The 23,620-nt window shown below is 64.5% G+C and carries 26 protein-coding genes, 1 tRNA gene and 2 pseudogenes; 16 read left to right on the top strand and 13 right to left on the bottom strand.

The genetic code is table 11. The features are described from left to right. Nucleotides 1–49: 49 nt before the first annotated feature. The gene (locus tag ALTAJ2_RS11550) at nt 50–787 is read right to left on the bottom strand and encodes a fumarylacetoacetate hydrolase family protein (protein WP_007109586.1); all 738 of its coding nucleotides are present in this window, start codon (nt 785–787) and stop codon (nt 50–52) included. 409 nt (nt 788–1,196) lie between these two features. Here ALTAJ2_RS11550 and ALTAJ2_RS11545 point away from each other — a divergent pair. After that, a tRNA-Glu gene (locus tag ALTAJ2_RS11545) sits at nt 1,197–1,271 on the top strand. Between the two features lie 190 nt (nt 1,272–1,461). Here ALTAJ2_RS11545 and ALTAJ2_RS11540 read toward each other — a convergent pair. Then, nucleotides 1,462–1,779 (bottom strand): hypothetical protein, encoded by a 318-nt coding sequence (locus ALTAJ2_RS11540; protein WP_007109585.1) that lies wholly within the window; start codon nt 1,777–1,779, stop codon nt 1,462–1,464. Between the two features lie 245 nt (nt 1,780–2,024). On the opposite strand from ALTAJ2_RS11540, the gene lrp reads away from it, so the two are divergent. From lrp to ALTAJ2_RS11525, 3 genes are all read left to right on the top strand, one after another. Further along, the gene (lrp, locus tag ALTAJ2_RS11535) at nt 2,025–2,480 is read left to right on the top strand and encodes an HTH-type transcriptional regulator Lrp (RefSeq protein WP_050031469.1); all 456 of its coding nucleotides are present in this window, start codon (nt 2,025–2,027) and stop codon (nt 2,478–2,480) included. Between the two features lie 129 nt (nt 2,481–2,609). Beyond that, nucleotides 2,610–2,864, top strand: coding sequence for a HalOD1 output domain-containing protein (locus tag ALTAJ2_RS11530; RefSeq protein WP_007109583.1), 255 nt, complete (start codon nt 2,610–2,612; stop codon nt 2,862–2,864). A gap of 137 nt (nt 2,865–3,001) precedes the next feature. Continuing rightward, complete coding sequence (locus ALTAJ2_RS11525; RefSeq protein WP_049900441.1) at nt 3,002–3,775, top strand: MOSC domain-containing protein; 774 nt, start codon at nt 3,002–3,004, stop codon at nt 3,773–3,775. On the opposite strand, the gene ALTAJ2_RS11520 is transcribed toward ALTAJ2_RS11525, so the two are convergent. Beyond that, a complete protein-coding gene (locus tag ALTAJ2_RS11520; protein ID WP_007109581.1) occupies nt 3,772–4,101 on the bottom strand; it encodes a hypothetical protein in 330 nt (109 codons plus the stop codon). The two genes, ALTAJ2_RS11525 and ALTAJ2_RS11520, sit on opposite strands and share 4 nt — an antisense overlap. Before the next feature lie 179 nt (nt 4,102–4,280). Between ALTAJ2_RS11520 and ALTAJ2_RS11515 the strand changes: the two genes are divergently transcribed. The 3 genes and pseudogenes from ALTAJ2_RS11515 to ALTAJ2_RS19200 all read left to right on the top strand — a co-directional run bounded on the left by ALTAJ2_RS11515 (nt 4,281) and on the right by ALTAJ2_RS19200 (nt 6,875). Further along, nucleotides 4,281–5,078 carry a helix-turn-helix transcriptional regulator gene (locus ALTAJ2_RS11515; RefSeq protein ID WP_007109580.1) on the top strand — a complete coding sequence of 266 codons (798 nt, stop codon included), beginning with the start codon at nt 4,281–4,283 and terminating at the stop codon, nt 5,076–5,078. Between the two features lie 346 nt (nt 5,079–5,424). Beyond that, a pseudogene (locus ALTAJ2_RS18730) lies at nt 5,425–5,609 on the top strand (IS5/IS1182 family transposase); the annotation flags it as partial. A 735-nt stretch (nt 5,610–6,344) separates the two neighbouring features. Beyond that, nucleotides 6,345–6,875 carry a hypothetical protein gene (locus ALTAJ2_RS19200; RefSeq protein ID WP_144240243.1) on the top strand — a complete coding sequence of 177 codons (531 nt, stop codon included), beginning with the start codon at nt 6,345–6,347 and terminating at the stop codon, nt 6,873–6,875. Between the two features lie 50 nt (nt 6,876–6,925). Here the strand turns inward: ALTAJ2_RS19200 and ALTAJ2_RS19195 are convergent, their stop codons facing one another. Then, nucleotides 6,926–7,351, bottom strand: a complete 426-nt coding sequence (locus ALTAJ2_RS19195; RefSeq protein WP_144240242.1) for a hypothetical protein — start codon at nt 7,349–7,351, stop codon at nt 6,926–6,928. Between the two features lie 47 nt (nt 7,352–7,398). Continuing rightward, a pseudogene (locus ALTAJ2_RS18725) lies at nt 7,399–7,717 on the bottom strand (IS5/IS1182 family transposase); the annotation flags it as partial. 85 nt (nt 7,718–7,802) lie between these two features. Here ALTAJ2_RS18725 and ALTAJ2_RS11510 point away from each other — a divergent pair. Beyond that, nucleotides 7,803–8,030, top strand: coding sequence for a DUF5795 family protein (locus tag ALTAJ2_RS11510; RefSeq protein WP_006186839.1), 228 nt, complete (start codon nt 7,803–7,805; stop codon nt 8,028–8,030). 134 nt (nt 8,031–8,164) lie between these two features. On the opposite strand, the gene ALTAJ2_RS11505 is transcribed toward ALTAJ2_RS11510, so the two are convergent. Further along, nucleotides 8,165–8,998 (bottom strand): UbiA family prenyltransferase, encoded by an 834-nt coding sequence (locus ALTAJ2_RS11505; RefSeq protein ID WP_007109579.1) that lies wholly within the window; start codon nt 8,996–8,998, stop codon nt 8,165–8,167. A 368-nt stretch (nt 8,999–9,366) separates the two neighbouring features. Between ALTAJ2_RS11505 and sucC the strand changes: the two genes are divergently transcribed. The 3 genes from sucC (at nt 9,367) to ALTAJ2_RS19735 (ending at nt 11,725) form a co-directional block, all read left to right on the top strand. Continuing rightward, the gene (gene sucC / locus ALTAJ2_RS11500; protein WP_007109578.1) at nt 9,367–10,518 is read left to right on the top strand and encodes an ADP-forming succinate--CoA ligase subunit beta; all 1,152 of its coding nucleotides are present in this window, start codon (nt 9,367–9,369) and stop codon (nt 10,516–10,518) included. Continuing rightward, on the top strand, nt 10,515–11,387 hold the full coding sequence (gene sucD, locus ALTAJ2_RS11495; protein WP_007109577.1) for a succinate--CoA ligase subunit alpha: 873 nt from the start codon (nt 10,515–10,517) through the stop codon (nt 11,385–11,387). The genes sucC and sucD overlap by 4 nt, the downstream gene beginning before the upstream one ends. 182 nt (nt 11,388–11,569) lie before the next feature. Further along, nucleotides 11,570–11,725: a hypothetical protein gene (locus ALTAJ2_RS19735; protein ID WP_007109576.1), complete on the top strand. Its 156-nt coding sequence runs from the start codon at nt 11,570–11,572 to the stop codon at nt 11,723–11,725. A 125-nt stretch (nt 11,726–11,850) separates the two neighbouring features. Here ALTAJ2_RS19735 and ALTAJ2_RS11490 read toward each other — a convergent pair whose 3' ends face one another. Further along, the gene (locus ALTAJ2_RS11490) at nt 11,851–12,771 is read right to left on the bottom strand and encodes a midas domain-containing protein (RefSeq protein WP_007109575.1); all 921 of its coding nucleotides are present in this window, start codon (nt 12,769–12,771) and stop codon (nt 11,851–11,853) included. Nucleotides 12,772–13,045: 274 nt separating this feature from the next. On the opposite strand from ALTAJ2_RS11490, the gene rbcL reads away from it, so the two are divergent. Next, the gene (rbcL, locus tag ALTAJ2_RS11485) at nt 13,046–14,296 is read left to right on the top strand and encodes a type III ribulose-bisphosphate carboxylase (RefSeq protein WP_049900533.1); all 1,251 of its coding nucleotides are present in this window, start codon (nt 13,046–13,048) and stop codon (nt 14,294–14,296) included. A gap of 33 nt (nt 14,297–14,329) precedes the next feature. Here the strand turns inward: rbcL and ALTAJ2_RS11480 are convergent, their stop codons facing one another. Beyond that, on the bottom strand, nt 14,330–15,229 hold the full coding sequence (locus ALTAJ2_RS11480) for a haloalkane dehalogenase (protein WP_007109573.1): 900 nt from the start codon (nt 15,227–15,229) through the stop codon (nt 14,330–14,332). A 211-nt stretch (nt 15,230–15,440) separates the two neighbouring features. On the opposite strand from ALTAJ2_RS11480, the gene bioB reads away from it, so the two are divergent. From bioB to bioD, 4 genes are all read left to right on the top strand, one after another. Beyond that, entirely contained in the window at nt 15,441–16,544 is a 1,104-nt protein-coding gene (gene bioB / locus ALTAJ2_RS11475) for a biotin synthase BioB (protein ID WP_007109572.1), read from the top strand. 30 nt (nt 16,545–16,574) lie between these two features. After that, on the top strand, nt 16,575–17,633 hold the full coding sequence (locus ALTAJ2_RS11470; protein ID WP_007109571.1) for a hypothetical protein: 1,059 nt from the start codon (nt 16,575–16,577) through the stop codon (nt 17,631–17,633). 145 nt (nt 17,634–17,778) lie between these two features. Further along, entirely contained in the window at nt 17,779–19,002 is a 1,224-nt protein-coding gene (locus ALTAJ2_RS11465) for an aminotransferase class I/II-fold pyridoxal phosphate-dependent enzyme (protein ID WP_007109570.1), read from the top strand. Beyond that, a complete protein-coding gene (gene bioD / locus ALTAJ2_RS11460; RefSeq protein WP_007109569.1) occupies nt 18,999–19,706 on the top strand; it encodes a dethiobiotin synthase in 708 nt (235 codons plus the stop codon). The genes ALTAJ2_RS11465 and bioD overlap by 4 nt, the downstream gene beginning before the upstream one ends. Before the next feature lie 17 nt (nt 19,707–19,723). Here the strand turns inward: bioD and ALTAJ2_RS11455 are convergent, their stop codons facing one another. The 5 genes from ALTAJ2_RS11455 to ALTAJ2_RS11435 form a co-directional block, all read right to left on the bottom strand. Next, nucleotides 19,724–19,921 (bottom strand): hypothetical protein, encoded by a 198-nt coding sequence (locus tag ALTAJ2_RS11455; RefSeq protein ID WP_007109568.1) that lies wholly within the window; start codon nt 19,919–19,921, stop codon nt 19,724–19,726. 142 nt (nt 19,922–20,063) lie between these two features. Further along, nucleotides 20,064–21,563 carry a replication factor C large subunit gene (locus tag ALTAJ2_RS11450; RefSeq protein ID WP_007109567.1) on the bottom strand — a complete coding sequence of 500 codons (1,500 nt, stop codon included), beginning with the start codon at nt 21,561–21,563 and terminating at the stop codon, nt 20,064–20,066. A gap of 42 nt (nt 21,564–21,605) precedes the next feature. Beyond that, entirely contained in the window at nt 21,606–21,980 is a 375-nt protein-coding gene (locus tag ALTAJ2_RS11445; RefSeq protein ID WP_007109566.1) for a type II toxin-antitoxin system VapC family toxin, read from the bottom strand. Further along, entirely contained in the window at nt 21,981–22,211 is a 231-nt protein-coding gene (locus tag ALTAJ2_RS11440; protein WP_007109565.1) for an AbrB/MazE/SpoVT family DNA-binding domain-containing protein, read from the bottom strand. Between the two features lie 225 nt (nt 22,212–22,436). Further along, nucleotides 22,437–23,381 carry a hypothetical protein gene (locus ALTAJ2_RS11435; RefSeq protein WP_007109564.1) on the bottom strand — a complete coding sequence of 315 codons (945 nt, stop codon included), beginning with the start codon at nt 23,379–23,381 and terminating at the stop codon, nt 22,437–22,439. Between the last annotated feature and the right edge of the window lie 239 nt (nt 23,382–23,620).

Genomic DNA, 23,620 nt, shown 5'->3' with positions numbered 1-23,620 from the left:
CCTCGAGCGACCCGAAAAGGGTTCACCGATCGCGTCGGCGGCTCCCAACTCAGGGTATCCGGACCGCGTGCTCGAGCGTGCCGACGCCTTCGATTTCGATCTCGATCTCGTCGCCGTCCGAGAGCGGGCCGACGCCCTCCGGCGTGCCGGTCGCGATCACGTCGCCGGGCTCCAAGGTGAGGTAGGTCGTGATCTCGGCGATCAGTTCGGGGACCGAGAAGATGAGTTGCTCGCGGGAGCCGTCCTGTTTCGTCTCGCCGTTGACTCGCGTCCGCACCGACGCGTCGGCGGGTACTTCGTCGGGCGTCGCGAGGACGGGACCCATGGGCGCAGCGCCGTCGAACGCCTTACCGCGGATCCAGTTTTGCTCCTGGCGCTGATCGTCGCGATTCGAGAGATCGTTGACGCAGGTGAACCCATCCACGACCTCCATCGCGGCGTCCTCGGAGACGTGCCGGCACTGCTCGCCGATGACGACGCCGAGTTCGGCCTCGTAGTCGATCCGGTCCTTGCCCGCGGGCAGGGACACGGTGTCGCCGTGGGCCGCGAGCGCGTTCGGCGGCTTCAGGAACAACATTGGACGGTCGGGGACCTCGGAGTCGAACTCCGCGGCGTGCTCGGCGTAGTTCTTCCCGATGCAAACGACCTTCGAGGGCTCCGACGGCGGGAGGACGTCGATATCGTCGTCCTCGAGCGCGTAGCGCTCGGTGCCGAACCGAACCGTCCCGTTCTCGTACTCGCCGCGGCGGACCGCACCGGCCGGATCGCGAAAGCGGACGTATTTCATGCTCGGTGGAATGGGCGCAGGGGATAAAAAGGATTGAGGAGGCGGGTTTCGTCCGGCCGATGGCCACGACCGGGCGTCCAGCCACGGCAAACTCAGCGTCGCCCATCCGATCCGTTTCCGCGGAAACGAGCGCCGTCTCGCTCGGCAGGTCGCCGGGCAGCGGCTCCCACCCGCGTACTGACGTCGGTTCGTCGGTCCAACGGGGTTCGGAGACCGTGCCCGCCCTTCCGCCCCGAGATGCCATTCTGGCTGACCGAACGCAGGGGGGTGGGAGTAGTCGGCGTCCTCGAGCGGCTGACACCGTCTGCTGTCGGCGAAATAACCGGTTAGCGTGCGTGATCTCGTGACACTGCCGGATCGGAACGGAACGTTTTTCATTAGCCCTCGGCAACAACCAGTTGCGAAGCACGCTCCGTTGGTGTAGTCCGGCCAATCATTTCGGCCTTTCGAGCCGATGACCTGGGTTCAAATCCCAGACGGAGCACTCTCCTGAGGATCGACAGAACGAAACGGTGAGCGAACGCTCCGGTAGTCGAAGCGCGGACATCCGGGCGAAGCGAGGCGTCGCCGGGAAGCCTCGGGTTTGCCCCCGAGGCGGTTCACGGGTGCGATCCGTCCGCGTGGTCGGTAGGAAGCGACGAGTCGACCACCTTCGTGAGCAGCGGTCGGTTGTCTCACTCGAGTGTGTGGCCACAGTTGCGACAGAACGACGCGATCGAGTCGTTTACTGTGGCACACGCGGCACACTGTCCGTCACGAGTCGTCGCCGACTGCGGTTCGGACGGGGCCGCGAGGAGGCGGTGTCGTGGATCGGCGTACGCGTCGATGACGTCGCTCCACGTGACGGTCGGATCGGAGTGGCCCGCACGGGAACTCGTCCGAGCGATCAGTGAACGCCGTTGCATGTGGACGAGTCCGTTCCAGAACCCGAGGAAGAGCAGCGACGGAAGGAGGCAGAGCAAAAGGACTGCCCCGACGAGTAGGGAGGTCATACGGGTCGTTTCGTCTCGGACTCTATGACCGCGCTCATTGAATCGTTCACGAGTTATAGCCGCATCCATCGGGCACCGAGATGCAGTGGTGTCTCCGGCAAGGACCGCGAAGATTGGTCGGGTCCCGGTCACTAATTCAGCCCTCCGGACGACTCGTCCGCACACATCGCAACACCGTCTCAATAGTACCGGAGAGAACTGGATATTCGTAAACCCCTAGTACGAGGAGGAATGTATATCGGACAATGACCTACGAACACTTGGATTCCGATCTGGTCAACGAACTGCTCGACGACGGCCGCGCGAGTCTGCGAAGCCTCGCCGAGGAACTCGACGTCTCCGTCACGACCGTCTCGAACCACCTCTCCGATCTCGAGGACGAGGGCGTGATCGAGGGCTACACGCCGAAAGTCGACTACGATGCCGTCGGCTACGACGTCACCGCCGTCATGCAATTCAAAGCCGAAGGGAACGCCCTCCCCGAGATCACCGAGACGCTGAAGGACCACCGTCAGATGATCTCGGTTTACGAAGTCACTGGCGACTACGACGTGATCGCCATCGGGAAGTTTCAGGATACGGACGATATGAACGATCAGATCAAGACGCTGATCACCGATCCCGATATCAATCAGTCGAATACGAGCATCGTTCTCAACTCCGTCTCGGAGAACGAACAGTTCGAACTCGACACGGAGTAAGCCGCCGAATACTACGGTTTCCAGCCCGGATTGCGATCGAAACAATGCCGGTTCTTGTTGGGTGCGGAACAACTACAATAATTGGCCGCCCCGAAAGTTATTAATAGTACGATGTGGCGATAGGTATCGATGGGCCACTCCCTCGCAGTCGACACCGACGAGGTGCACGAGCGAATCGTCACCGGCGTCGCGACGCTCGAGGGCATCGATCCGCTGTCGTTACCGCCGTTGTTCGAGGCGGTCGATCCCGATGCCCTCGCAGCGATCTTTGCAACGACCGAATCGGGCGAGTGCCGAGCCGGTCGGATCGGGTTTTCCTACGCCGACCACGAGATAACGGTCGAGTTCGATCAGTACGACGACCCCGTCGTGACGATCGACTGATCGCGGGGATCAGCTCCGAGCGATCGTCCGGTTGCGCGGTCCGATCGTCGATGGAGAGTTGCGAACCGCGGCGGTGAATTGCACTTCGATCCAGTTCGAAAGAAGACTGATAGGGGACCGCACAGTACGTGATGACAATGGCGCGACTTGCTCGGCTCAGGGTGTACCCGGTGAAGGGGCTCGACGGCATCGATCTCGAGGCGGCCGACGTCCTCGACGGCGGGACGGTGGCCCACGACAGGGAGTTCGCACTGTTCGATACCGACGGGGACGTTCTCAACGGCAAACGGACCGAGCGCGTCCACGCTCTCGAGACCGATTACGATCCCGCGACGGGCCTGCTCGCAGTCGAGACGCCCGACGGCGAGGAGCGGCAATTCGATCTCGAGGCCGACCGCGGGACCGCTGCCGCCTGGTTCAGCGAGTTTTTCGACGTCGAACTGTCGTTCGAGCGGGACACGTCGCTGGGGTTCGTCGATCGGCGCGAGATGGGACCGTCGGTGATCAGTACGGCGACGCTCGAGACGGTCGCGTCCTGGTTCGATGGGATGTCCGTCGAGGGCGCGCGGCGACGACTTCGAGCGAATATCGAGGTCGCCGGCGTCGACCCGTTCTGGGAGGATCGATTCGTCGGCGCGGACGCACCGGCGTTCGAGATCGATGGCGTCCGATTCGACGGGGTAACACCCTGTGGCCGCTGTGTCGTTCCCCGGCGCGATCCCGATACCGGGGAGTCGATCGAGGAGTTCCAAACGCGGTTCGTTCGAAAGCGAGAGGCGACGTTTCCCGAGTGGGCCGACCCCGACGCGTTCGATCACTACTACTCGCTGATGATCATCACGCGCGTCCCCGAGTCCGATCGCGGCCGGACGCTCAGCGTCGGCGATCCGGTCGAAACCCGCCGGAACTAGTGGTCGATGCCGGGCCGCTGGAACGTCGTCTCGGCCTCCTCCCGGTCGTCGCTCGAGTCGGCCAGTGCGTCCTCGAGTTCCGGCGCGGCCAACACGTCGTTTCGTTCGGGGCCGCCCCGCTGCCGGAAGTAATAGGTCTCGGCACAGCCGGCGACCAGTTCCGAGAGCCGTCGATCCTCGTCGTGGACGACCGAGACGAGATCACCCGTCACCGCGACCAGCACCGCGTCGTCGGGTTTGTAGAGCGCGTCCCGGAGTTCGTTGACCGTACTGTCGGTCGGTAGTTCGAGGGTGACGCCGTCGACGGTCGCCCAGCGCGTCTCCATACCCGATGGTTCGGCCGTGACCGTTTATACGATTGTGCCCGCAGACACAGGCCGATCACGGCGTCCCGATCGGTTACAGCGCTCGGCCATGGCGATCGCTCGGACCGCGGTTACGGGGACGAAGCTCGCCGGCAGGGGCCAGTGCGATAAAGTGGACTCGGTTGGAGAACCGAGACGTGATGGGTGATCGAACGGGGGCTGCGATCGAGACGCTCGAGTACGTGGCGCGTTCACCGACCCGAGTACGGATCCTCGAGACGCTGGCAGCGGAGGGTGCCGTCTCGAGGGACGCGCTACGGGCCGAGGTCGACGTCGTGCGGACGACGCTGCAACGGAATCTGGATGGATTGGGAGAGCGCGGACTGCTCCGCGAACGGGATCGACGGTACGAACTCACGTCGGCCGGGGCTCTCGCGACGAGCGCGGTGGCGAAAACGCTGGACCGGGTCGACGCGATGGTTCGGTTACGGCCGGTGCTCGAGCGGATTCCGGCGATCGAACTCGACTTCGATCTCGAGGGGCTGGTCGACGCGACGGTCGTCGAGTCAACGACGGCGAACCCCTACGCGCCGATCGAGTACCACGCGGCGAGTCTCTCCGACGCGGAGCACGTCAGGGCCGTGTTGCCGGCGGCGGCGGCGAAACCGCTCGAGACGTCGCGGGAGGCACTCGAATCGGGGGCCGTCTTCGAGTTGCTAGTCACGGAATCGGTCGCGGAGACGCTGCGGACGGAGCCGTCGGTCGCGGACACGTTCGCGGCGATGGCCGACGCCGAGTCGCTTTCCGTCGCGGTCGTCGCCGACGAGGTCCCGTTCTATCTGGGGATCGTCGACGACGCGGTTCAGATCGGCGTCCACGACGAGAACGGGCTTCCGACGGCGCTTCTCGAGTCGACCGATACGCGAGTCAGGGAGTGGGCGGTCGATCGATTCGAAGCCCTCGAACGGCGCGCGACGGCGATGGACGGCGCCGAGTAGCTGCCGCCGGCGATCGGAGGGTCACTACCGCTCGGCCCGCGGCCGCGGTGCGTGCACGCCGTGCACGCACTGTGCGGGATACACTGATAACACTTCGACTCGGCAACTACGATGCGGTAGGTGGAGACTCTCGAGCGCGCTCTCGGACGCCGCTGACGGCTACTGGATGGGGGATCCCGACGGGCGGACGATAGCGAGGGCCGCCGCGACGCCGGCCCGGGTTCCAACCCGCCGGAACCACTTCGTTTGGCTCCGGTGAATCGCAAGACAGCGCGGACTTGGTCCGTTACAACTAGGAGTTGAAGCGGGAAACAGCCACTGCTCTCCGTCCAAAACGTCCCGCTTCATCGGGAACGTGGTGCGTTGGCTCGAAGTGTTATTGGTGGCCGAAACGAATCCGCCGCCCCGAAGGGTGGCGGATTCGCCGATTACGCCGTCGTTTCGCCCCATTGTCTTCGGGGTCACTTGGAGAAGTCCGACCGCGAAGCGCTCGATCTCTTGCGTGAGATGCCACAAATACTCGGGGTGATTATCGAGAGTTCCGTGAAATCGTTCTGACGTGTGCCGTCTACAACATCAAGCGTACCGTGAGCTAGGGAAATCAACCGCAGTCCGGCGATTCACCACGGCCCTATTATAAAAATTGTCTCCGTTGTTCTAACATTGAGGAGCGAGTAATAATATAATTATTATTAGTCCATTTTTGATGTCGTGTCCGAAATAACACGAGAGACAAAAGACACGTCGAGAGGAAGACGATCGTTTTTGAAACGTTCGGGGCTTGCGTCTGCTACGATAGCAGCCGGGGTTCCAGGCGCCGCACTCGCGTGTGAGAACAGAATCGAAGGTAGCTATCAGGAAGATAACCCAGCGATGTCCTGGATCTACGGCGACGAATTCGTGGATTCAGCGTGTGAGAACCACTACAATAGTGGGACGAAGATCTCCATGGGAAGTACAGGCGGATACTGGAGGTCGCATCAATGGGACACCGGTGAATGGGTCCATTACTTCACAAAGACTGCGTATGCGGAACACTATTCCGAGAACAGCTCGTGTGATTGGGAGCATGATTCAGGAATCACTCAACAATGGGTGGGAGCTCGATCAGACAACTCCGCTCTCGGTGTGAGATTTTCGAGTACTCCAACTCACCAAGGTGCCTATCCTGCATCAGCAGGCGGAGAGGACGTCCCCTATGGGGATACCGTCTGGACAGTCGCGTCGGCTGCAATTTCGACGGCATTTCCCGCAGCCGCTCCTGCAATGACCGCAGCAGGGCTTCTTGGTGCTCTCAAGAACGATGCAGCGGAGCAACAAAGCTCAACGTGGGATTCCTACCAGCATTGGCCCTACAATGGGGAGCATTCCTGCGTGGCTCACCACGTTCGCTTCCTTTCTGAGGGGTACGACGATCAACCAAATCTGGTTGTTGAGAGTTGGTTCTCGAATGATATCGGGGTCGCTTCGGTCCAGAACCGGATGGATGTCAATTATCCACGGACCGATGATATTGCAGGTGGTAACGCAGAAACTAACGCTACGGCCACGGCAATCGGGCGCGGGCGACCAGCGGTTGGCAATCGCGTTGACGTTCCAAATGGACGTTCAATGGAAGTGGAAAACGTTCGATCGGATCGGCGAAAGAGCACAGATATGAAAGTGCAGACGCCTGACGAAGAAGAGTTCAAGAAACAGTATCCCGCCATCTACGAAGAGAAGGGGACGCCAAGCCGTACTGTTGAATTCCCCTCGAGAGCGGAGACGATTGTCACCACCGGTCAGTACGTCGACTAATCGGCTATCCATCTCCTGCTGTTCAGTATCGAAGATCGGGAATAAGGAGGTCAGCAACCACTCCATCCAGGTTTACTCTCGTCATAGATGACCGAATCGGTTGTGTCGGAGCGGCAATGGAACCGGAGATCGACACAGTTCGCATTTCCACTCCCACCATCCACAGGGATGGATAGGCGATGAATTGCGTCCTCTAACGATGTGGTGTAGAATACAGAGTAGTCCCCCGGTTCCGAGTTCCAAGTCCGTTCAACGTCGTGGAGAGCACCGGCGTCCACCTCGATACGGTTCAAGTAAATCAGTGCCCCATCTCGCTCGATTCGAAGTTTGAACGAAATTGGCTTGTCCACAGTGTTTCCGATCTGAACGTTCCCCAGTTGAACGCCGGACTCGGACCCTACCGCTGTGCATCCCGCAACAGCCGAAATTGCAACTGCTCCAAGAAGGTTCCGTCGGGAGACATTCGAATCACCCATTATCAGTTAGTACAGAACCAAATACATAAACCTGTACTCAGTTCCTCACGTGATTGCTGCCAGCCGAGCTGCGTGTCGTGACGGTTCGCGGTCGTACAGTGACCGTCGAGGACAGCTTGTGACTCGGTATCGACGAGTGCAGTTGGGGTCGGAACACGTTGCGTCCATCGCCGCGTGACCAGACGGCTCGTGCAGTTGCGCCGACAGGCGCAGCAGCATTTGTGGCATCTCGCACAAGAGATCGAGCGCTACGCGGTCGGATTTCTCCAAGTAACCCCGGAGACAATGGAGCGAAACGACGGCGTAGTCGGCGCAGTCTGACGATTCACCAGAACCCTTCGTTTCTCGATCGCGACTCGTTCCGATCCCGTCCCACCGGTCTCGCTCGAGTCGTCACGAGGCGACGACCGGATCAGGAAACGCTTAGGGCATCGCGTCCGGTAGCCCGAGTGTGAGCGAGAATCGCGTCGTTCAGGGGCGAATGGTGACGGCCGAAAAACTCGCGGAACTCGTCGAAGGCGACGCCGTGATGGAGGTCGACTCGATCGAGGAGGCCGACGAGGAGTGTCCGGAGTGTGCCGGGAACGTCCTGCAGGTCGTCTACATGCCGTCGGTTACCGAACTCGTCACCGGCTGGAAGTGCCAGGACTGCGACTGGAGCGAAGCCGACCGCGACTGAACCGCCCGAGCCGAGTGTCGACGGTCGACCGGTAGCGACCGCTGTCCGCGCGGCACTCGTCGCCGAACGGAACGCGATGTGGTGACTTTTCGAGACGTCGCGACGCCGCTAGGATGTCGCATCGAGCGCAGTCACTACCAGATCAGCCACTCGAGCGCGGCGACGACGGCCGCGAGGAAGACGTGTTCGCCGTCGACGACGAACCCGTAGTACAGTGGCCCGCGATCGGTGGTCGCGAATGGGATGTACGCACAGACGTAGACGTTCATCGCGAGCACGACGAGGAACTCGTGTGCAATCGCGCCGCCGGCGACGAGGGCGATCACCGCCGCGGCGACGGCGACGGTCGCCAGCAACGACAGGAGGCGGGTCCAGCGCGGACCGAACAGGTTGGGGACCGTCGGGATGCCCTCCGCGAGGTCCCCCTCGATGTCCTTCACATCGAAGATCACTGCGGCGATGGTGATCATGGTCGTAATATACCCGAACAGAAACAAGATCGCCGGCGAGCGCAACTGGCCGTAGTAGTAGCCGACGCCCAGCGGGATCGCACCCCAGGCGAATCCGACCACGAGGTTCTTCACGAGAAAGAGTTGCTTGACCCCGCCGACGGAGTACAGGAGCACGACCACGAGCGGGAGGAACATGTACACCGCGCCGGGAACCCCGACCGCGACGGCGATTCCGACTGCGGCGACGTAGAGTCCGACCCCCGCGGCCAACCAGAGCGTTCCGTACCGTTTGGTAAACGCCGCGCGCTGTGGGACGTTCTGTTCGTCCTCCTCGAGATCGGTAAATCGATTGACGGTGTAGACGAACATCGTCGCCGCAAAGACGATGAACAGCGGCAGGGGCTCGAGCGGGAGGTCCGCGAGAAGAACGGTCGTCACGGCGACGCTGACCGTCGCAAGCGAGATGAAGAGGTTGCTATGGACCAGAACCCGGAGGCCGGCCTTGACGGATGCCACCCAGCCCGGCGGTCGATGCGTCGCGGTGGAATTTCTCACGGCGGGTGCCCCTTGTCCATGGCCTTAGGAGAGGCGACGTTTGAATGCTGTGTCGGTTCCCTCGACCGGTCGCCGCGAGCGCTCGCATCCGACCCCGGGAACGGAACTCGTCCGAGCGATCGGACGACATCTCGTCACGAGGAGCCCGCCGAGTCCGGACGTGCGGGTACATCACACGCCCCTTCAGTTGAGAACCAGCACAAAGAGGGCGGCTGAGAAAACGGTACGGCCGTGACGCACCCGGTGTCGTTGATGCACGTCGATGGAACGCCCGCGGCGAGTGGAAACTGGCATGATTTAAGCAAGGCCGGCACGCCCGTTCGAATGGCATGAAATTACACGAGTATCAGGCGAAGACCGTCTTCGCCGATGCCGGGATTCCGACGCCGGACTCGCAACTCGCGTCCGACGTCGACGGTGTGGTATCCGCGGCCGAGGAAATCGGATACCCAGTAGCGGTGAAAGCGCAGGTACAGGTCGGCGGCCGTGGGAAGGCCGGCGGAATCAAACTCGTCGAGGACGCGGACGAGGCTCGGGAAGCGGCCGACTCCATCCTCGGCATGGATCTGAAAGGGTATCACGTCGATCGGGTCCTCGTCGAGGAAGCGGTCGACTTCGTGAACGAACTCTACGTGGGGATCACGATGGACCGCGGCGAGGGCAAGCCCGTTGCGATGGTTTCGACCAAAGGCGGCGTCAACATCGAGGAAGTCGCCGAGGAAGATCCCGACGCGATCGCCCGCGAACACATCGACCCCTCCTTCGGGATGCACCCCTACCAGGCCCGCAAGGCCGTCTACGACGCCGGCGTCGACCAGTCGGTCGCGCGCGACGTCTCGAGCGTCCTCACCACGCTCTACCAGCTCTGGGACGACAAGGACGGGGCCGACGCCGAGATCAACCCGCTGATGGTCACGGCCGACGACGAGGTCATCGCGGCCGACGCCGTGATGAACATCGACGAGGACGCGCTGTTCCGACAGCCCGAACTCGCCGAGATGGAAGAGGAAGCCGCCGGCGGCGACGAACTCGAGCAGAAGGCCGACGAGTACGGCTTCGACTACGTCCGTCTCGATGGCAACACGGGGATCATCGGCAACGGTGCCGGGCTCGTGATGACGACGCTCGATCTGGTCGACCACTACGGCGGCGAACCCGCCAACTTCCTCGACGTGGGTGGCGGCGCGAAGGCCGCCCGCATCGCGAACGCGCTCGATATGGTGTTCTCCGACGACAACGTCGATTCGGTCGTCTTCAACATCTTCGGCGGGATCACCCGCGGCGACGAGGTCGCCCGGGGGATCAACGAGGCGCTCGAGCAGTTCGACGAGATCCCTAAGCCGGTCGTCGTCCGTCTGGCCGGCACGAACTGGGAGGAAGGCATGGAGATTCTCAACGAGGACCTCGTGACGGTCGAGCAGACCCTCGAGGACGCGGTTCAGCGTGCTGTCGAGTACGCTGGGGAGGTGAACGACCAATGAGCGTACTAGTCGACGACGACACGCGCGTCGTGGTACAGGGCATCACCGGCGGGGAAGGCAAGTTCCACGCCGAACAGATGATGGAGTACGGCACCAACGTCGTCGCCGGCGCGGTCCCCGGCAAGGGCGGCCAGGAGGTCAGCGGCGTGCCGGTCTACGATACGGTCCACGAGGCCGTCGACGAGGAGAACGCGGACACGTCCGTGATCTTCGTTCCGCCGGCTTTTGCCGGCGACGCGATCTTCGAATCGCTCGACTCGGACCTCGACCTCGCGGTCGCCATCACGGAGGGCATCCCGACCCAGGACATGGCGCGAGTCAACAAGCGCCTCTCCGAGACGGAGACCCGACTCATCGGGCCGAACTGTCCCGGCCTCATCACGCCCGGCGAGGCGAAACTCGGCATTCTGCCCGGCAACATCTTCGCCGAGGGGAACGTCGGGCTCGTCTCCCGCTCCGGGACCCTGACCTACCAGGTCGTCGATAGCCTGACCAATCGCGGGATCGGCCAGACCACCGCCATCGGCATCGGCGGCGACCCGATCATCGGGACCGACTTCGTCGACGCCCTCGAACTGTTCGAGGACGACCCCGACACCGACGCCATCGTCATGTGCGGGGAGATCGGCGGCGAAGACGAGGAGGAAGCGGCCGCGTTCATCGACGACTACGTCGACACGCCGGTCGCCGGCTTCATCGCCGGCCGCACCGCACCCCCGGGCAAGCGGATGGGTCACGCCGGCGCGATCGTCTCCGGCTCCGGCACGGGAACCGCGGAGAGCAAGATCAGCGCCCTCAACGACGCCGGCGTCCCTGTCGGCGACACCCCCGAAGAAGTCGCCGATCACATCGAAGAGTTCCTCGCGTAACTGCCGTCTCGCGTGTGCGTCGGTCCGTAACCGCAATCGCGGGCCGACCGGTTGCGGTCTCGCGTCTTTTCGAACCGACTCGAGCGGCGGCGAGTCCTGCGTCCAGTGCTGTGACTGCCCAGCGCCGGCCCCCGTCGCTCTCCCGCAGCACGATCATTGTCGTCCGGTGCGTCACTGTGGGTATGCCGGTCTGGCTCGAATGCGATCGCTGTGGCGCCACGCGGACGATCCCGGAGCGAACGACCGATCCGGAGACGGGCGGGACGCAGTGTCCGGAGTGTGGTGCAAACGCGTATACGGTTCGACGGACCGGGCTCGCGTGGCATCCCGAGATGTGATCGGACTCGAGGCGGCGGGACGATAGGGACAACGGGTCGGTTCCGGGCCGTCGCGAGCGGACGGCGAGGGTTCCTCATCGACCGGACGGCAGGTCGGCGGCGCGCGTTCGACGGGCTCGGAACGATCAGCCGAACAGCGACCGCACTCGTCCGAGCAGTCCAGCCGAGCCGTCGTCGGCCGCGGAGTCGGCCTCGGTCGTATCGATATCGGTATCGCTCCCTCCGGCGTCGGTATCGGTCCCCGCGGCGTCGGTGTCGCGGTCGGCCGTGTCGGGACCGTCGACCGCGGCCGCGTCCGCCCCGTCCTCGAGACGCGACTCCGACTCGGCGCTGTGGACCGCCGAGTCGGCACTCGCGTCCGACGGGGTCTCCGGAGCGGCATCGGTATCGCGTGTAGCATCGGCGTCGCTCTCCGCGTCCGGTTCGGTCACCGCAGCCGCGTCGGGGTCGACGGCACTGTCCGTCCCGTTCTCGAGGGTGGGGTCGCCGTCGGACGGCTCGTCCGCGGTCTCGGCGGTCGTCGTCGCAGTCCGTGAGTCGTCCTGTGCCTCGGCGGTCGGCGTCTCGGCGTCACCGCCGTCGGGCCCCTCGTTCGTGGAGGGAGTGGAATCGACGGGGTCGTCGTCCCGCCGGTCGTCGGAACCAGCGGTGTCGACCCAGAGGAACTCCCCGTCTTTCGTGCGGCCGGTGAGAAGCAGCTCCGTGAGTTCGTCCTCGTCGGCTCGCAGCTCGTCGTCGACGGGCGTCGCCGGGTCGGGTTCCGGCTCCGCCGCGCTCGCGATGATGTCGTCCGGCGTTTCGTCCGCGAGCACGTCGTCGGTATCGCCCTCGTCCGCGGCTTCGGCACGGAGCTGATCGAAGACCTCGGCGGCCGTCCTGTCTTCGACTTCGTCCGGATCGTCACCGTCGGCTTCGTCCCCATCCCCCCGTTCCGTTCGCCGCCCGGCTCCCGTGTCGGTTTCCTCGAACTCCCCGAACAGTTCGTCGGTGCTCGCACCCACGTCGAGCCCACCGTCACCCGGACTGTCTGTCGTACTATCTGTCATGAACCCGCTTGCTCCTAGTGGATTATCACACGACTTTAATTTTCGGAATTTTTCCCGTCGCGATGGAGACGGGAAGTACAATATTAGTGTACTGGCCGTTAGCGGGCATCGATAGCGGTTCCGGTTTACGATCGGGCAGCATACGAGCAGAACAGGAGACAATCGGGAAAATCGTCGTGCGAGGCGAAAGTCGGAATATATCGCCCGTTCGTAGCGACTCGCCGGGTGTCGGCACAAGCACTATTACTCGACGCGTCGTATGTCGGACGGTATCATGACAGGGATCGAGTACGACGACTTTCTGGACCTCGGATACGACCCCGCCGCGACGGAACTGGTCTGTGAATTCACGATCGAACCGGCCGACGGGATGTCGATGGAGGCGGCGGCGAGTCGCGTCGCCTCGGAGTCATCGAACGGCACCTGGGCCGCCCTACACGTCGACGAGGACGAACTCACGGATCTCGGTGCAGTCGCCTGTGGCATTGACGGACGGACGGTTACGGTCGCGTACCCGACCGCGCTGTTCGAGGACGGTAGCATGCCCCAAATCCTCTCGTGTATCGCCGGCAACATCCTTGGGATGAAAGCCGTCGACTCGATCCGGCTCGAGGACTGCGACTGGCCGGAATCGATCACGAGCGGGTTTCCGGGCCCACAGTTCGGACCGAGCGTCGCGCGCGAGAAGTTGGACGCGGGCGAGCGGCCGGTGTTGGCGACGGTGCCGAAACCCAAGGTGGGCCTCTCGACCGACGCCCACGCCCGCATCGGCGAGGAGGCCTGGCGCGGTGGCATCGACCTGCTGAAAGACGACGAGAACCTCACCGACCAGGCGTTCAACCCCTTCGCGGACCGACTCGCCGAGAGCCTCGCCGCCCGCGACCGCGCCCAGGAAGAGACCGGCGAGCGCAAGGACTACCTCGTGAACGTGACCGCCGAGACCACCGAGATGCTCGAGCGAGTCGATCTCGTCGCCGAACACGGCGGCGGGTTCGTCATGGTCGACGTGATCACCTGCGGCTGGGCGGCCGTCCAGTCGGTTCGGGAACGCTGCGCGGACCACGGGCTGGCGATCCACGCCCACCGCGCGATGCACGCCGCCTTCGACCGACTGGACCACCACGGGGTGTCGATGCGCGTCATCGCCCAGATCGCCCGCCTCTGTGGCGTCGACCACATCCACACCGGGACCGCGGGGCTGGGAAAGCTCGCGAACGAGGACACGCCGGGAATCAACGAGTGGCTCACGAGCGACTGCCACGGCCTCAGGCCCGTCCTCCCGGTCGCCTCCGGCGGACTGCATCCCGGCGTGGTCGATCAGCTCATCGACGCGCTGGGGACCGACATCATCGTACAAGCCGGCGGCGGCGTCCACGGCCACCCGGACGGCACGCACGCGGGTGCGAAAGCGCTCCGACAGTCCGTCGAGGCCTCGATGGCGGGCACGGACCTCGAGACCTACGCCGACGACCACGCGGAACTGGCGACGGCCCTCGAGAAGTGGGGCGCGGAGACGCCGCGGTAACGGTTCGGACCGAACCGACGGACAGCGATCGGATCAGGTCCGATCGACGAATGCGACGATGTGCTCGGCGATTTCCTCGCCGGCGTCTTCCTGCAGGAAGTGTGCGGCTTCGTCGATCCAGACGTCGGGCTGGTCGCTCGCGGTCGGGAGCAACTCGCGCAGCGGGTTGCGGTTGCCGGCGGTGATCGGGTCCTCGCTGGCGAACAGGACGAACGCCGGCTTCTCCCACTCCGCGAGTCGGTCCCGGGCGTCGGCGAACAGGTCCGCCCCAGGGTCGTCGGGCGACTGGGGGACGAGTCCGGGGAACGTCCGCGCGCCGGCCATGTATCGATCGTCGGGGAACGGCGCGCGGTAGGCGTCGAGCACGTCCTCGGAGCAGTCCCGATAACAGCCGTTGGCCACGAGTTCGCCGATGTCGAGATCGTCGGCGGTGGCAACCAACTCGGCGAACGCGTGCCAGGTATCGGGCATCTCCTGGCTCCCGTCGGGGAGGCCGGTGTTCATCGGAACCAAGCGGGCGAACCGTTCGGCCTGATTCGCCGCCAGCGAGAGCCCGAGCAACCCACCCCAGTCCTGACAGACGAGCGTGATGTTCGTCAGATCGAGTCGCTCGACGAACGTCCGGAGCGCGTCGTAGTGCATCCCGACGGTGTAGTCGTCGCGGTCCTCGTACCGATCCGAGCGGCCACAGCCGATCAGGTCGGGGACGACGACGCGGCCGCGCTCGGCCAGCGTCGGCATCATCTTGCGGTAGAGAAACGACCACGTCGGCTCGCCGTGCAGACAGAGGAACGTCTCCTCGACGTCGTCGCTGCCCCCGCTACCGCCAGTTTCCACGTACGCCATGTCCAACTCGCCGACGTCGGCGTACTGCGGTTCGTAGTCGAAGTCCGGAACGTCCTCGAAGTGTTCCTCCGAGATACTGAGAACCATATGTCACGACATCACATATCCTTATACAAAAGTTGGGGAAATCAACGTGAACGAAGCTATCGTTGTTCCGTTTAGTGCCATCGGGGAGTCCGCCGCATCTTCGGTGCGACTGAGTGGTCCATCGGTCGGCCGGCCTCTCCGATGGACCTGTACGTTTCACCCATAGTGAGAATCCACAATCATTATAGTCTCGTTAATCGCCATTCGGATTGTGGTTTACGAGACTGGCAACGAGACGGTTGACGACGCGCTCGAGCGGGTCATGGCCGGCGAACGCCTCGATCGGACCGACGGGCTCGCGCTGATGGCCCAACCGGTCGACGCGCTCGCCGAGGCCGGTGCCGCCGTGCGGGATCACTTCGGCGACGGCACGGTCGACGCCTGCTCGATCGTCAACGCGAAGGCGGGCAACTGCGCGGAGGACTGTGGCTTCTGTGCGCAGTCGGTCCACTTCGACACCGGCATCGACACCTACGGCTTCCTCGGCCCCGAGAAGATCCTCGAGGCCGCGAAGCGGGCCGAACGCGACGGTGCACAGCGCTTCGGCATCGTCGTCGCCGAGAAGGGCGTCTCGAAGGAACACCGCCCCGAGGAGTGGGCGGAGGTCCTCGAGTCCATCCGCCGCGTCCGCGACGAGTGCGATCTCGAGGTCGACGCCTCGTTGGGCATCTTGACCGAGGAGGAGGCCGCGATCCTCGCCGAGGAGGGGATCAATCACTACAATCACAACATCGAGACCTCGCCGAACTACTTCCCCGAGATCGTCGATTCGCACAGCTTCGAGGACCGGGTGAAGACCCTCGAGGTGGCCAAAGAGGCCGGGATGGACCTCTGTGCGGGCGTGATCCTCGGGATGGGCGAGACGCCGACCGACCGGGTCGAGGCCGCGATCGCCCTGCAGGACATCGGCATCTCCTCGCTGCCGGTGAACGTGCTCAATCCGGTCGAGGGAACGCCGCTGTACGATCAGGGTGCCGACATCTCGACCGACGAGATCGTCAAGACGGTCGCGGTGTACAAACTGCTCCACCCCGAGTCGCGGGTCCGCCTGACCGGCGGTCGCGAGGTCAACTTGGCGCCCGACGAGCAGCACCTGCCGCTCGAGGCCGGCGCAGACGGCCTCCTCACCGGCGACTACCTTACCACCGGGGGGCAGTCACCCGGTGAGGACATCGAGATCATCGAGCGCGCGGGGCTGGAACCCAACCGGGACACCAACGAGTTCGACCCCGAGGAGGTCAAGGCCCGTCACGGCGGCGCCGCGGACCCCTCGAGCGAGACGGCGAGTACTGGCGCGGAACCGAGCGACGACTGACGACGCGACGCATTCAGCACATCGACACTCATGGACGAAATCACGTTTGCGGTACTCGGCACCGGAGGTATCGGCCGACGAGCACTCGAAGTGAGCCAGCACAAGGACGCGTTGACGCCCGTCGCGGCGTGTGACCGCCACGGCGTCGCCGTCGACTTCGACGGCCTCGACGTCGACGAGTTGCTGGCGGCGACGGAGGGGAACATCGACAGCGAGGTCGCGACGGACGGCGGCACGGGCGCGGCGACCGCCGAGAGCGGCGTCAAACAACACGGCGAGGACAGGGGCGTCGTCGCCTCGAGCCAGGCCCGTCCCAGCGAGGACGCCATTCAGGAGATCATCGACCGCGGCGACCGGATCGACGCCGTGCTGTTGGCGCTGCCGAACTACGAACACGACTTCATTCCCCGAACCGCCGATCGCTTCGTCGAAGGCGGCTACTCCGGGGTCATGATCGACGTGCTCAAGCGCTCGCGCGTGATCGGCATGCTCGACGAGCGCAGCGATGCGTTCGAGGACGCGGGCGTCACCTTCATCTGCGGGGCGGGCGCGACGCCAGGCCTGCTGACCGGTGCCGCCGCGCTGGCCGCCCAGTCGTTCGTCGAGGTCACCGACGTCGACATCTGGTGGGGCGTCGGCCTCAAATCGGGATACGAGGACAACCGCGGCACCGTCCGCGAGGACATCGCCCACCTCCCCGAGTACGACATCGAAACCGCGCGCGGGCTCTCCGAGTCCGAGATCGAAGCCATCATCGACGACCACGACGGCGTCATCGAGTTCGAAGACATGGAACACGCCGACGACGTTCTGCTCGAGCGCGCCGGTGTCTGTGACGCCGACGACGTCACCGTCGGCGGGGTTCTCGACGTTCGCAACGACGAGAAGCCGACGACGACGACGGTCCGCGTGACCGGCCGCACCTTCGACGGCGAGACGGCGACGAACACGTTCCAACTGGGCGACGAAACGAGCATGGAGGCCAATGTCAACGGGCCCGCGCTGGGCTATCTGAAAGCCGGCGTTCGCCGGAACCGAGCGGGCGAGTACGGCGTCTTCGGTCCGGCCGACCTGCTGCCGGGCTTCTGATCCCACCGAGGTCCGTTTCGATGGGAGATCGACGACGACATCCGGAACCGCCGCATATCGTGCGTCTCGAGCCGCAGCGACGCCGAACCGACCGCTCGATCCGAACCGTGAGAGTCAAACCGTGGCGTTGAGTCGGTTTAGCCGAATGGCCGACCGCGGGTTCGACCTCGAGAGCCGACTCGAGACGCTCGAGGAAAACGACTTGAAACGTGCCCTCTCGCCCGTCGACCGGGTCGCCGAGCACGGCTACTTCGCCGAGCCATCGGGCGGCGAGTTGCCCGTCCTCGAGACGGCAGAGGCGCTCGTCTTCGCCTCGAACAACTACTTGGGATTGACCGACGACCAGCGGATACAGGACGCGGCTCGGCAGGCCGCCGCGACCGTCGGGACGGGTGCCGGTGCGAGCCGACTCGTCACCGGCGATACGATGGTCCACCGGGACCTCGAGCGGCAACTCGCCGAGGTCAAAGGCACCGAGCGTGCGCTGGCCTTCTCCTCGGGGTACGCCGCGAACGTCGGCACGATCACGGCGCTCGAGCCGGATGTCGTCTTCTCCGACGAGTTGAACCATGCAAGCATCATCGACGGCTGTCGACTCGCGAACGCCGAGACGGTCGTCTACGACCACTGCGATGCGGCGAGCCTGCGATCGAAGCTCGCGGCCCGAGCCGAGCGGGCGGCTCGAGACGGCCGCGAGGCGGCCGACGAGTCCTGGCTGATCGTCACCGATTCGGTGTTCAGTATGGACGGCACCGTCGCGCCCCTCGATGCGATCTGTGACGCCGCCGAGGAGTTCGGCGCGTGGGTGATGGCCGACGAGGCCCACGCGACCGGCCTCTACGCGAACGGCGGCGGCGTCGTCCAGGCGGAGGGCCTCGAGGACCGCGTCCACGTTCAGATGGGAACGCTCTCGAAAGCGCTGGCCAGTCAGGGCGGGTACGTCGCCGGCAGCGCGGAGTTGATCGAATGCGTGCTCAACGACGCGCGTTCGTTCGTCTTCTCGACCGGACTCGCGCCGCCGGCGGCCGCGGCGGCGAGCGAGGCGCTCCACGTCGCCCGTCACGGCGGTGCACGGGAGCGCCTCTGGGAGAACGTCGCCCACCTCCGGGACGGCCTCGAATCGATGGGGTTCGAGGTGTGGGGCGACTCACAGATCCTCCCGGTGGTCGTCGGCGACCGGCGGGACGCGATCGCCCTCGCCGACGGGGTCCGGGAACGCGACGTCGTCGCGCCGGCGATCCGGCCGCCGACGGTTCCGGAGGGAACCAGTCGCATCCGCGTCGTTCCGATGGCCACCCACGATCGGAACGACATCATCGCCTGTCTCGAGGCGTTTCGCGCCGCGGGCGAGGAGGTCGGATTGCTATGAGCGCCCGGCGACCGATCGCCGTCGTCGGCACCGGAACGGGTGTCGGGAAGACGGTCGTGACGGCTGGGCTCACGCGCCTGCTCCGCGAGGAGGGCCACGACGCCCGGGCGATCAAACCGGCCCAGACCGGGCATCCGCCGGACGACGACGCGGCGTTCGTCGCCGCGGCCTGTGGCACTCCGGAGGCCGCGACCTGTCCCCGCTATCTCGAACCAGCGCTCGCACCGCGGGTCGCGGCCGAGGTCGCCGGGGAGGCCCTCTCCTACGAGTCGATCCGCGCGGCCTGCGAGCGGGAGATCGAGGCCACCCCGGTCCCGATCGTCGAGGGGATCGGCGGCCTCCGCGTCCCGCTGGCCGGCGACCGGGAGGTACTCGACCTCGTCGCCGACCTCGCGGCCGCGGCGGTCGTCGTCACGCGGTCGGGACTGGGCACGCTCAACCACACCGCGCTCTCGGTCGACGCACTCGAGGCCCGCGACATCGATCTCCGTGGGATCGTCGTCAACGAGTACGCGGGCGAAACGACCGCGGAACGGACGAACCCCGACGAACTCGAGCGGATGACCGGCTATCCGGTCGAGACGGTTCCGCCGCTGGACGGGACCGAAACCGATGGCGATCTCGAGCCGCCTGCCCTCGCTGCGGGCGTTAGCGAGGCACTGTCGTCGGCGTTTCGCGATCGACTCCCGGTAGAAGACCGCTGATCAGTGTTCGCACTCGGTCAGGCGGACGGTGCCTGTGGCTCTTCGTCGACGGTCGTCGACTCGTGATCGGACGAGATATCGGTCACCGCTGCGTCGAGTTCGACCAGAGAGGAGACGACTTCGGATTTCCGGTGGGTCACCTCGAGGTGGACGCGGAGGTCGTTGCGATCGTCGTACGTCTCCGTACAGAGCGGGCAGCTATGTGGCTCAGTCATTCGGCGGGTCACCAAGAGGTACTCTCATCGTTCAGCGACGTAATAGTGCCGGTCAGTCAATATGTAGACAGATGTTGCCGAGGGCATCCCAACTCGGCTCCGACGTCCGCCGGCGTCGGTGCGCCGCCAACGGCCACACTGATTACATGAAGTCGCTCAGCCCAGCCTGATCGTCGTCGGGGTCGTCGACCGACGACGAGTCGTCCGACACGGAACCGCCGTTACTATCGTCCGACTTCGCCGTCGTGAGCGCCTGCTGCCCGCTCGAGTCGTCGTTGTCGCCTTCGTCGGTTACAGCGGCGGTCGTCTCGTCGTTACCGCTCGAGCGCTCGGCCTCGAAGAAGGCGTTGCCCGAGTGCTCGACCGCTTTCTCGGCTTTCAGTTCGTCGGCGTCCGTGACGATCGATTCGACTTTGTTGGTGTCCGTTCCGCTGCCGGTAACGAAGGAGACCTCGGATTCATCGAGATCGTAGGCCGCGGCCATGCGGACGGTCAGTTCCCGGTTCTTGCAGTGGTGGGTCATCGCCGACAGGAAGGGGAGGATCTCCCGGCGGGCGGTTGCGACGCTTGCGCCTTCCCGCTCGGCGATGCGTTCGGCGATCGAATCGCGGGTGTTCCGGGTGCCTTTGGTACGGCCGAGCTTCGACCAGTAGCTCGGCGGGCCGTAGCGGGTCCAGCCGCCCTTCTCGCCCCGCCGCGAAGCGGCGACGCCGGCGGTCATGTTGTCCGTCGCGTACCGCCAGTAGGAGTAGTCCTGTGTGGCCCGGACCCGACCCAGCCAGCGGTCTGCGTTCGAGAGGAACTCATAGGCATCGGCGAGTTCGGCCCCTTCGTAGTCTTTCGGCACGTTATCCTCGATCCAATTGAGCAGATCGTCCGGCGTCTCGTCGACGTCGTAGGAGGCCCGCAGCGCTCCCTCGGCGTCTTTCTCCTTGATGAGTTCGTCGAGGAAGTCGAAGATGCCCTCGGTCGTGTCGCGCTCGCTGGTCACCACGTCGTCGACGGTCAGTCGCTCGGTCTCCTCGGCAACCGCCTGCAGGTCGTTGACCGCCGAGCGCAGGTCGCCGCTGGTCGATTCGGCGATTTTCTCGAGGGCACCCTCCTCGAACTCGACGCCCTCGCGCCGGCAGATGTCCCGCAGGACGGGGACGATCGAGCGCTTCGAGACGTCGCGGAACTCGATCGTCTCACAGGCGTTTCGCAGCGACTTGCTCATCTCGTAAAACTCGTTTGCGACGAGAACGATCGGCTGGTTCGCGTCCTTGACGACGCGCGTGACCTCTCGAGAACCGCCGTAGTCGGCGTTGCCGTGGAAGTTGTCCGCCTCGTCGAGAACGACGAGTCGGCGACCGGCCTCGCCGCCGGTGAGGGTCCCGCTCTTGGCAGCCTCGCCGGCGATCTTCTCGATGACGTCGGCTCCGCGGCTGTCGCTGGCGTTCAACTCCATTACCGGCCAGCCCATGTCGGCGGCCAACGCGTGGGCAGCGGAGGTCTTCCCGACGCCGGGGCTGCCGTGGACGATCACCGACTTGCGGTGGTCGTCCCAGCTTTCGGCCCACTCCTCGAGTTGGTCGCGGGCCTTGTTGTTGCCGCGTACCTCCGACAGCGTCGTCGGACGGTACTTCTCGGTCCAGTCGGTCATTGAACACTGGTTGGGACGAGTCGCGTTTAGTGGTTGCGGACGCTACTCTTCGGTGACCGTCTTCAAGTCGAGACGAGGCGTCACGTCCTCGTATGTGTCATCGCTTGAGACGATAGTATCCCCGTTGGATTCGACGAGGTGAAGCGCGTCGAACGGTGTGAACCCGTGGTCCTCCACGTACGTCGCCGCCGTAACGACCGTCTCCGCGTCACCGCGTACCTCGACGAGGTTGGCAGCGTTCGAAACGACCCGTTCGGTATCGCGGTCCTCGCGGTAGGCTACTAAAAGGAGTTCGATGAGCGTGAATTGCGACGTCCACAACTCGTCCTGTTGGTCTCGGTATACCGCTTCGGCGGCGTCTCCGAGCCAGTCTTCATCCTTGATGAGCGCGAGCAGAAAGTCGGTTTCCGCATACATTTACTGTCCGGCCTCGTCGAGCGCTGCTTCGCGTGCTTCTTCACGAAGTTCGTCGGCCGACTTCTCGACATCCGCAAACTCATCTCTGAGTGCCTCGAGCGGGTCGTCAGCGACCGGAACCAATTTGACTCCGTCTGGAAGCTGAACAACGTGATATCGGTCCCCGTATCGCTCTCGGACCTCCTTGGGGAGCGTGAGACGACCGCGGTCGTCCAGCGCTACGTCTGACATATCTTGTCGTATGGTGGGCGAAAGTAAAAATGTTCCCCGATATACAGAGATACCCATTCTATCCCCACTGGCCGGAATTCATCTCCGCATCGACGAGCGAACGACGAGACGTATTCGACGTTCTCAGTACATCGAACCTACATCGTATTTTCCGGACTTCTCCGTCCAGTCGGTCATTGATCACCGGTTGGTGCGAGCCGCGTTTAGTGGTTGCGGAGCGTCGTCTCAGTCCGTCCCGTGGATGAACACGGACCGTTCGGCCGCGTCGTCGCCCGCTTCGATGCGGACGGGAACCTCCTGATCGGCGTCGACGCGCGGCGTTTCGTACCCCGTCGTGACGGTCGTTCGTTCGCCGGCCGCGAGGCTCACTGTCCGCCGTTCGACCCGTTCGGAACTGTGGCCGACGATCAACTCGAGGTCGTGCGTGCCGTCGGTTCCGCCGGTGTTCTCGATCGTCGCGCTGACTTCGAGGAAGTCGCCGGCGTCGATCGGCGCGTTCGTCTCGAGACGCACGATCTCGAACGCCGCGGGGGTTTCCGCGTCGGTATCGCCGCCATCGTCGGCTTCGATTTCGCGCAAACACTCGCGGGCGTGTGGATTCCCGTGTGTGACGCCGCCGGTGAGATACGCCTCTCGCTCGGTCGTGAGCGACGAGATGACGGTCCCGTCACTGCCGTACGGCGGTATCTCGACGACGACCTCGTCGGATGACTCGCGAACGGCCGCGGTCTCACCGATCTCGAACGCGACCGTGCCGGAGAACGGTGCAGCCACGTCCTCGCCGAACACGATCCCGTCCTCTAGCATGGTGTTCCCGTACAGTCCGTCCTCGTAGAAGTCCGTGCTCGCGAAGGCGACATCGTCGGCCGCGAACGTCCCCGTAACCTCCGCTCGAGTGCACGAGGGAAACGTTACCGTTGGCTCCGCGTCCCCGCTCTCACCGCCGGAGTCGTCACCGGTCCCCGTAGTCTCCGTCTCGGCCTCGGTGTCCGTCGACGGATCGGCGTTCCGATCCGCCTCTTCGGTGGCCCCGTCCGTCGCGTTCCCGGTTGCGAGGTCGGAGTCGCTACGCGACCCGTTCGAATCAGTGGGCGTATCGGAATCCGCGTCGAGACAGCCCGCGAGACCGAAACCGATACCCGAGACGCCGATGAACGTCCGACGGTTCATACTCCGACGGAGAACATCTCACGTGATAAAGTATTGGACGTGTATCATGTCCGGTTACAGTCATCAGCACGGACGTGCGCGTTCGTCGTATTCGACCGTCGTCCCAGGGTACTACGTCTGCCGCGATCCGGCGCGTCCGACCGCGACACCGCTCTGCGGTTCGACACGGATCGCCACCCCGGACTGGTAGTGGCCGGTTCGCTCGAGCGCTCCACTCATCGAGCACGCAGCGAAGCGGG

The organism is Natrinema altunense, assembly GCF_000731985.1.
Lineage (GTDB): Archaea > Halobacteriota > Halobacteria > Halobacteriales > Natrialbaceae > Natrinema > Natrinema altunense.
The sequence above is the reverse complement of the archived record's forward strand: the minus strand, read 5'-3'. Positions and strand labels throughout refer to the sequence as shown.

Bases quoted from the DNA above. Each gene is read 5' to 3' on its own strand.
- ALTAJ2_RS11550 (WP_007109586.1), bottom strand. From the start codon at position 787: ATGAAATACGTCCGCTTTCGCGATCCGGCCGGTGCGGTCCGCCGCGGC.
- ALTAJ2_RS11540 (WP_007109585.1), bottom strand. From the start codon at position 1,779: ATGACCTCCCTACTCGTCGGGGCAGTCCTTTTGCTCTGCCTCCTTCCG.
- lrp (WP_050031469.1), top strand. From the start codon at position 2,025: ATGACCTACGAACACTTGGATTCCGATCTGGTCAACGAACTGCTCGAC.
- ALTAJ2_RS11530 (WP_007109583.1), top strand. From the start codon at position 2,610: ATGGGCCACTCCCTCGCAGTCGACACCGACGAGGTGCACGAGCGAATC.
- ALTAJ2_RS11525 (WP_049900441.1), top strand. From the start codon at position 3,002: ATGGCGCGACTTGCTCGGCTCAGGGTGTACCCGGTGAAGGGGCTCGAC.
- ALTAJ2_RS11520 (WP_007109581.1), bottom strand. From the start codon at position 4,101: ATGGAGACGCGCTGGGCGACCGTCGACGGCGTCACCCTCGAACTACCG.
- ALTAJ2_RS11515 (WP_007109580.1), top strand. From the start codon at position 4,281: ATGGGTGATCGAACGGGGGCTGCGATCGAGACGCTCGAGTACGTGGCG.
- ALTAJ2_RS19200 (WP_144240243.1), top strand. From the start codon at position 6,345: ATGACCGCAGCAGGGCTTCTTGGTGCTCTCAAGAACGATGCAGCGGAG.
- ALTAJ2_RS19195 (WP_144240242.1), bottom strand. From the start codon at position 7,351: ATGGGTGATTCGAATGTCTCCCGACGGAACCTTCTTGGAGCAGTTGCA.
- sucC (WP_007109578.1), top strand. From the start codon at position 9,367: ATGAAATTACACGAGTATCAGGCGAAGACCGTCTTCGCCGATGCCGGG.
- sucD (WP_007109577.1), top strand. From the start codon at position 10,515: ATGAGCGTACTAGTCGACGACGACACGCGCGTCGTGGTACAGGGCATC.
- ALTAJ2_RS19735 (WP_007109576.1), top strand. From the start codon at position 11,570: ATGCCGGTCTGGCTCGAATGCGATCGCTGTGGCGCCACGCGGACGATC.
- ALTAJ2_RS11490 (WP_007109575.1), bottom strand. From the start codon at position 12,771: ATGACAGATAGTACGACAGACAGTCCGGGTGACGGTGGGCTCGACGTG.
- rbcL (WP_049900533.1), top strand. From the start codon at position 13,046: ATGACAGGGATCGAGTACGACGACTTTCTGGACCTCGGATACGACCCC.
- ALTAJ2_RS11480 (WP_007109573.1), bottom strand. From the start codon at position 15,229: ATGGTTCTCAGTATCTCGGAGGAACACTTCGAGGACGTTCCGGACTTC.
- ALTAJ2_RS11470 (WP_007109571.1), top strand. From the start codon at position 16,575: ATGGACGAAATCACGTTTGCGGTACTCGGCACCGGAGGTATCGGCCGA.
- ALTAJ2_RS11465 (WP_007109570.1), top strand. From the start codon at position 17,779: ATGGCCGACCGCGGGTTCGACCTCGAGAGCCGACTCGAGACGCTCGAG.
- bioD (WP_007109569.1), top strand. From the start codon at position 18,999: ATGAGCGCCCGGCGACCGATCGCCGTCGTCGGCACCGGAACGGGTGTC.
- ALTAJ2_RS11455 (WP_007109568.1), bottom strand. From the start codon at position 19,921: ATGACTGAGCCACATAGCTGCCCGCTCTGTACGGAGACGTACGACGAT.
- ALTAJ2_RS11450 (WP_007109567.1), bottom strand. From the start codon at position 21,563: ATGACCGACTGGACCGAGAAGTACCGTCCGACGACGCTGTCGGAGGTA.
- ALTAJ2_RS11445 (WP_007109566.1), bottom strand. From the start codon at position 21,980: ATGTATGCGGAAACCGACTTTCTGCTCGCGCTCATCAAGGATGAAGAC.
- ALTAJ2_RS11440 (WP_007109565.1), bottom strand. From the start codon at position 22,211: ATGTCAGACGTAGCGCTGGACGACCGCGGTCGTCTCACGCTCCCCAAG.
- ALTAJ2_RS11435 (WP_007109564.1), bottom strand. From the start codon at position 23,381: ATGAACCGTCGGACGTTCATCGGCGTCTCGGGTATCGGTTTCGGTCTC.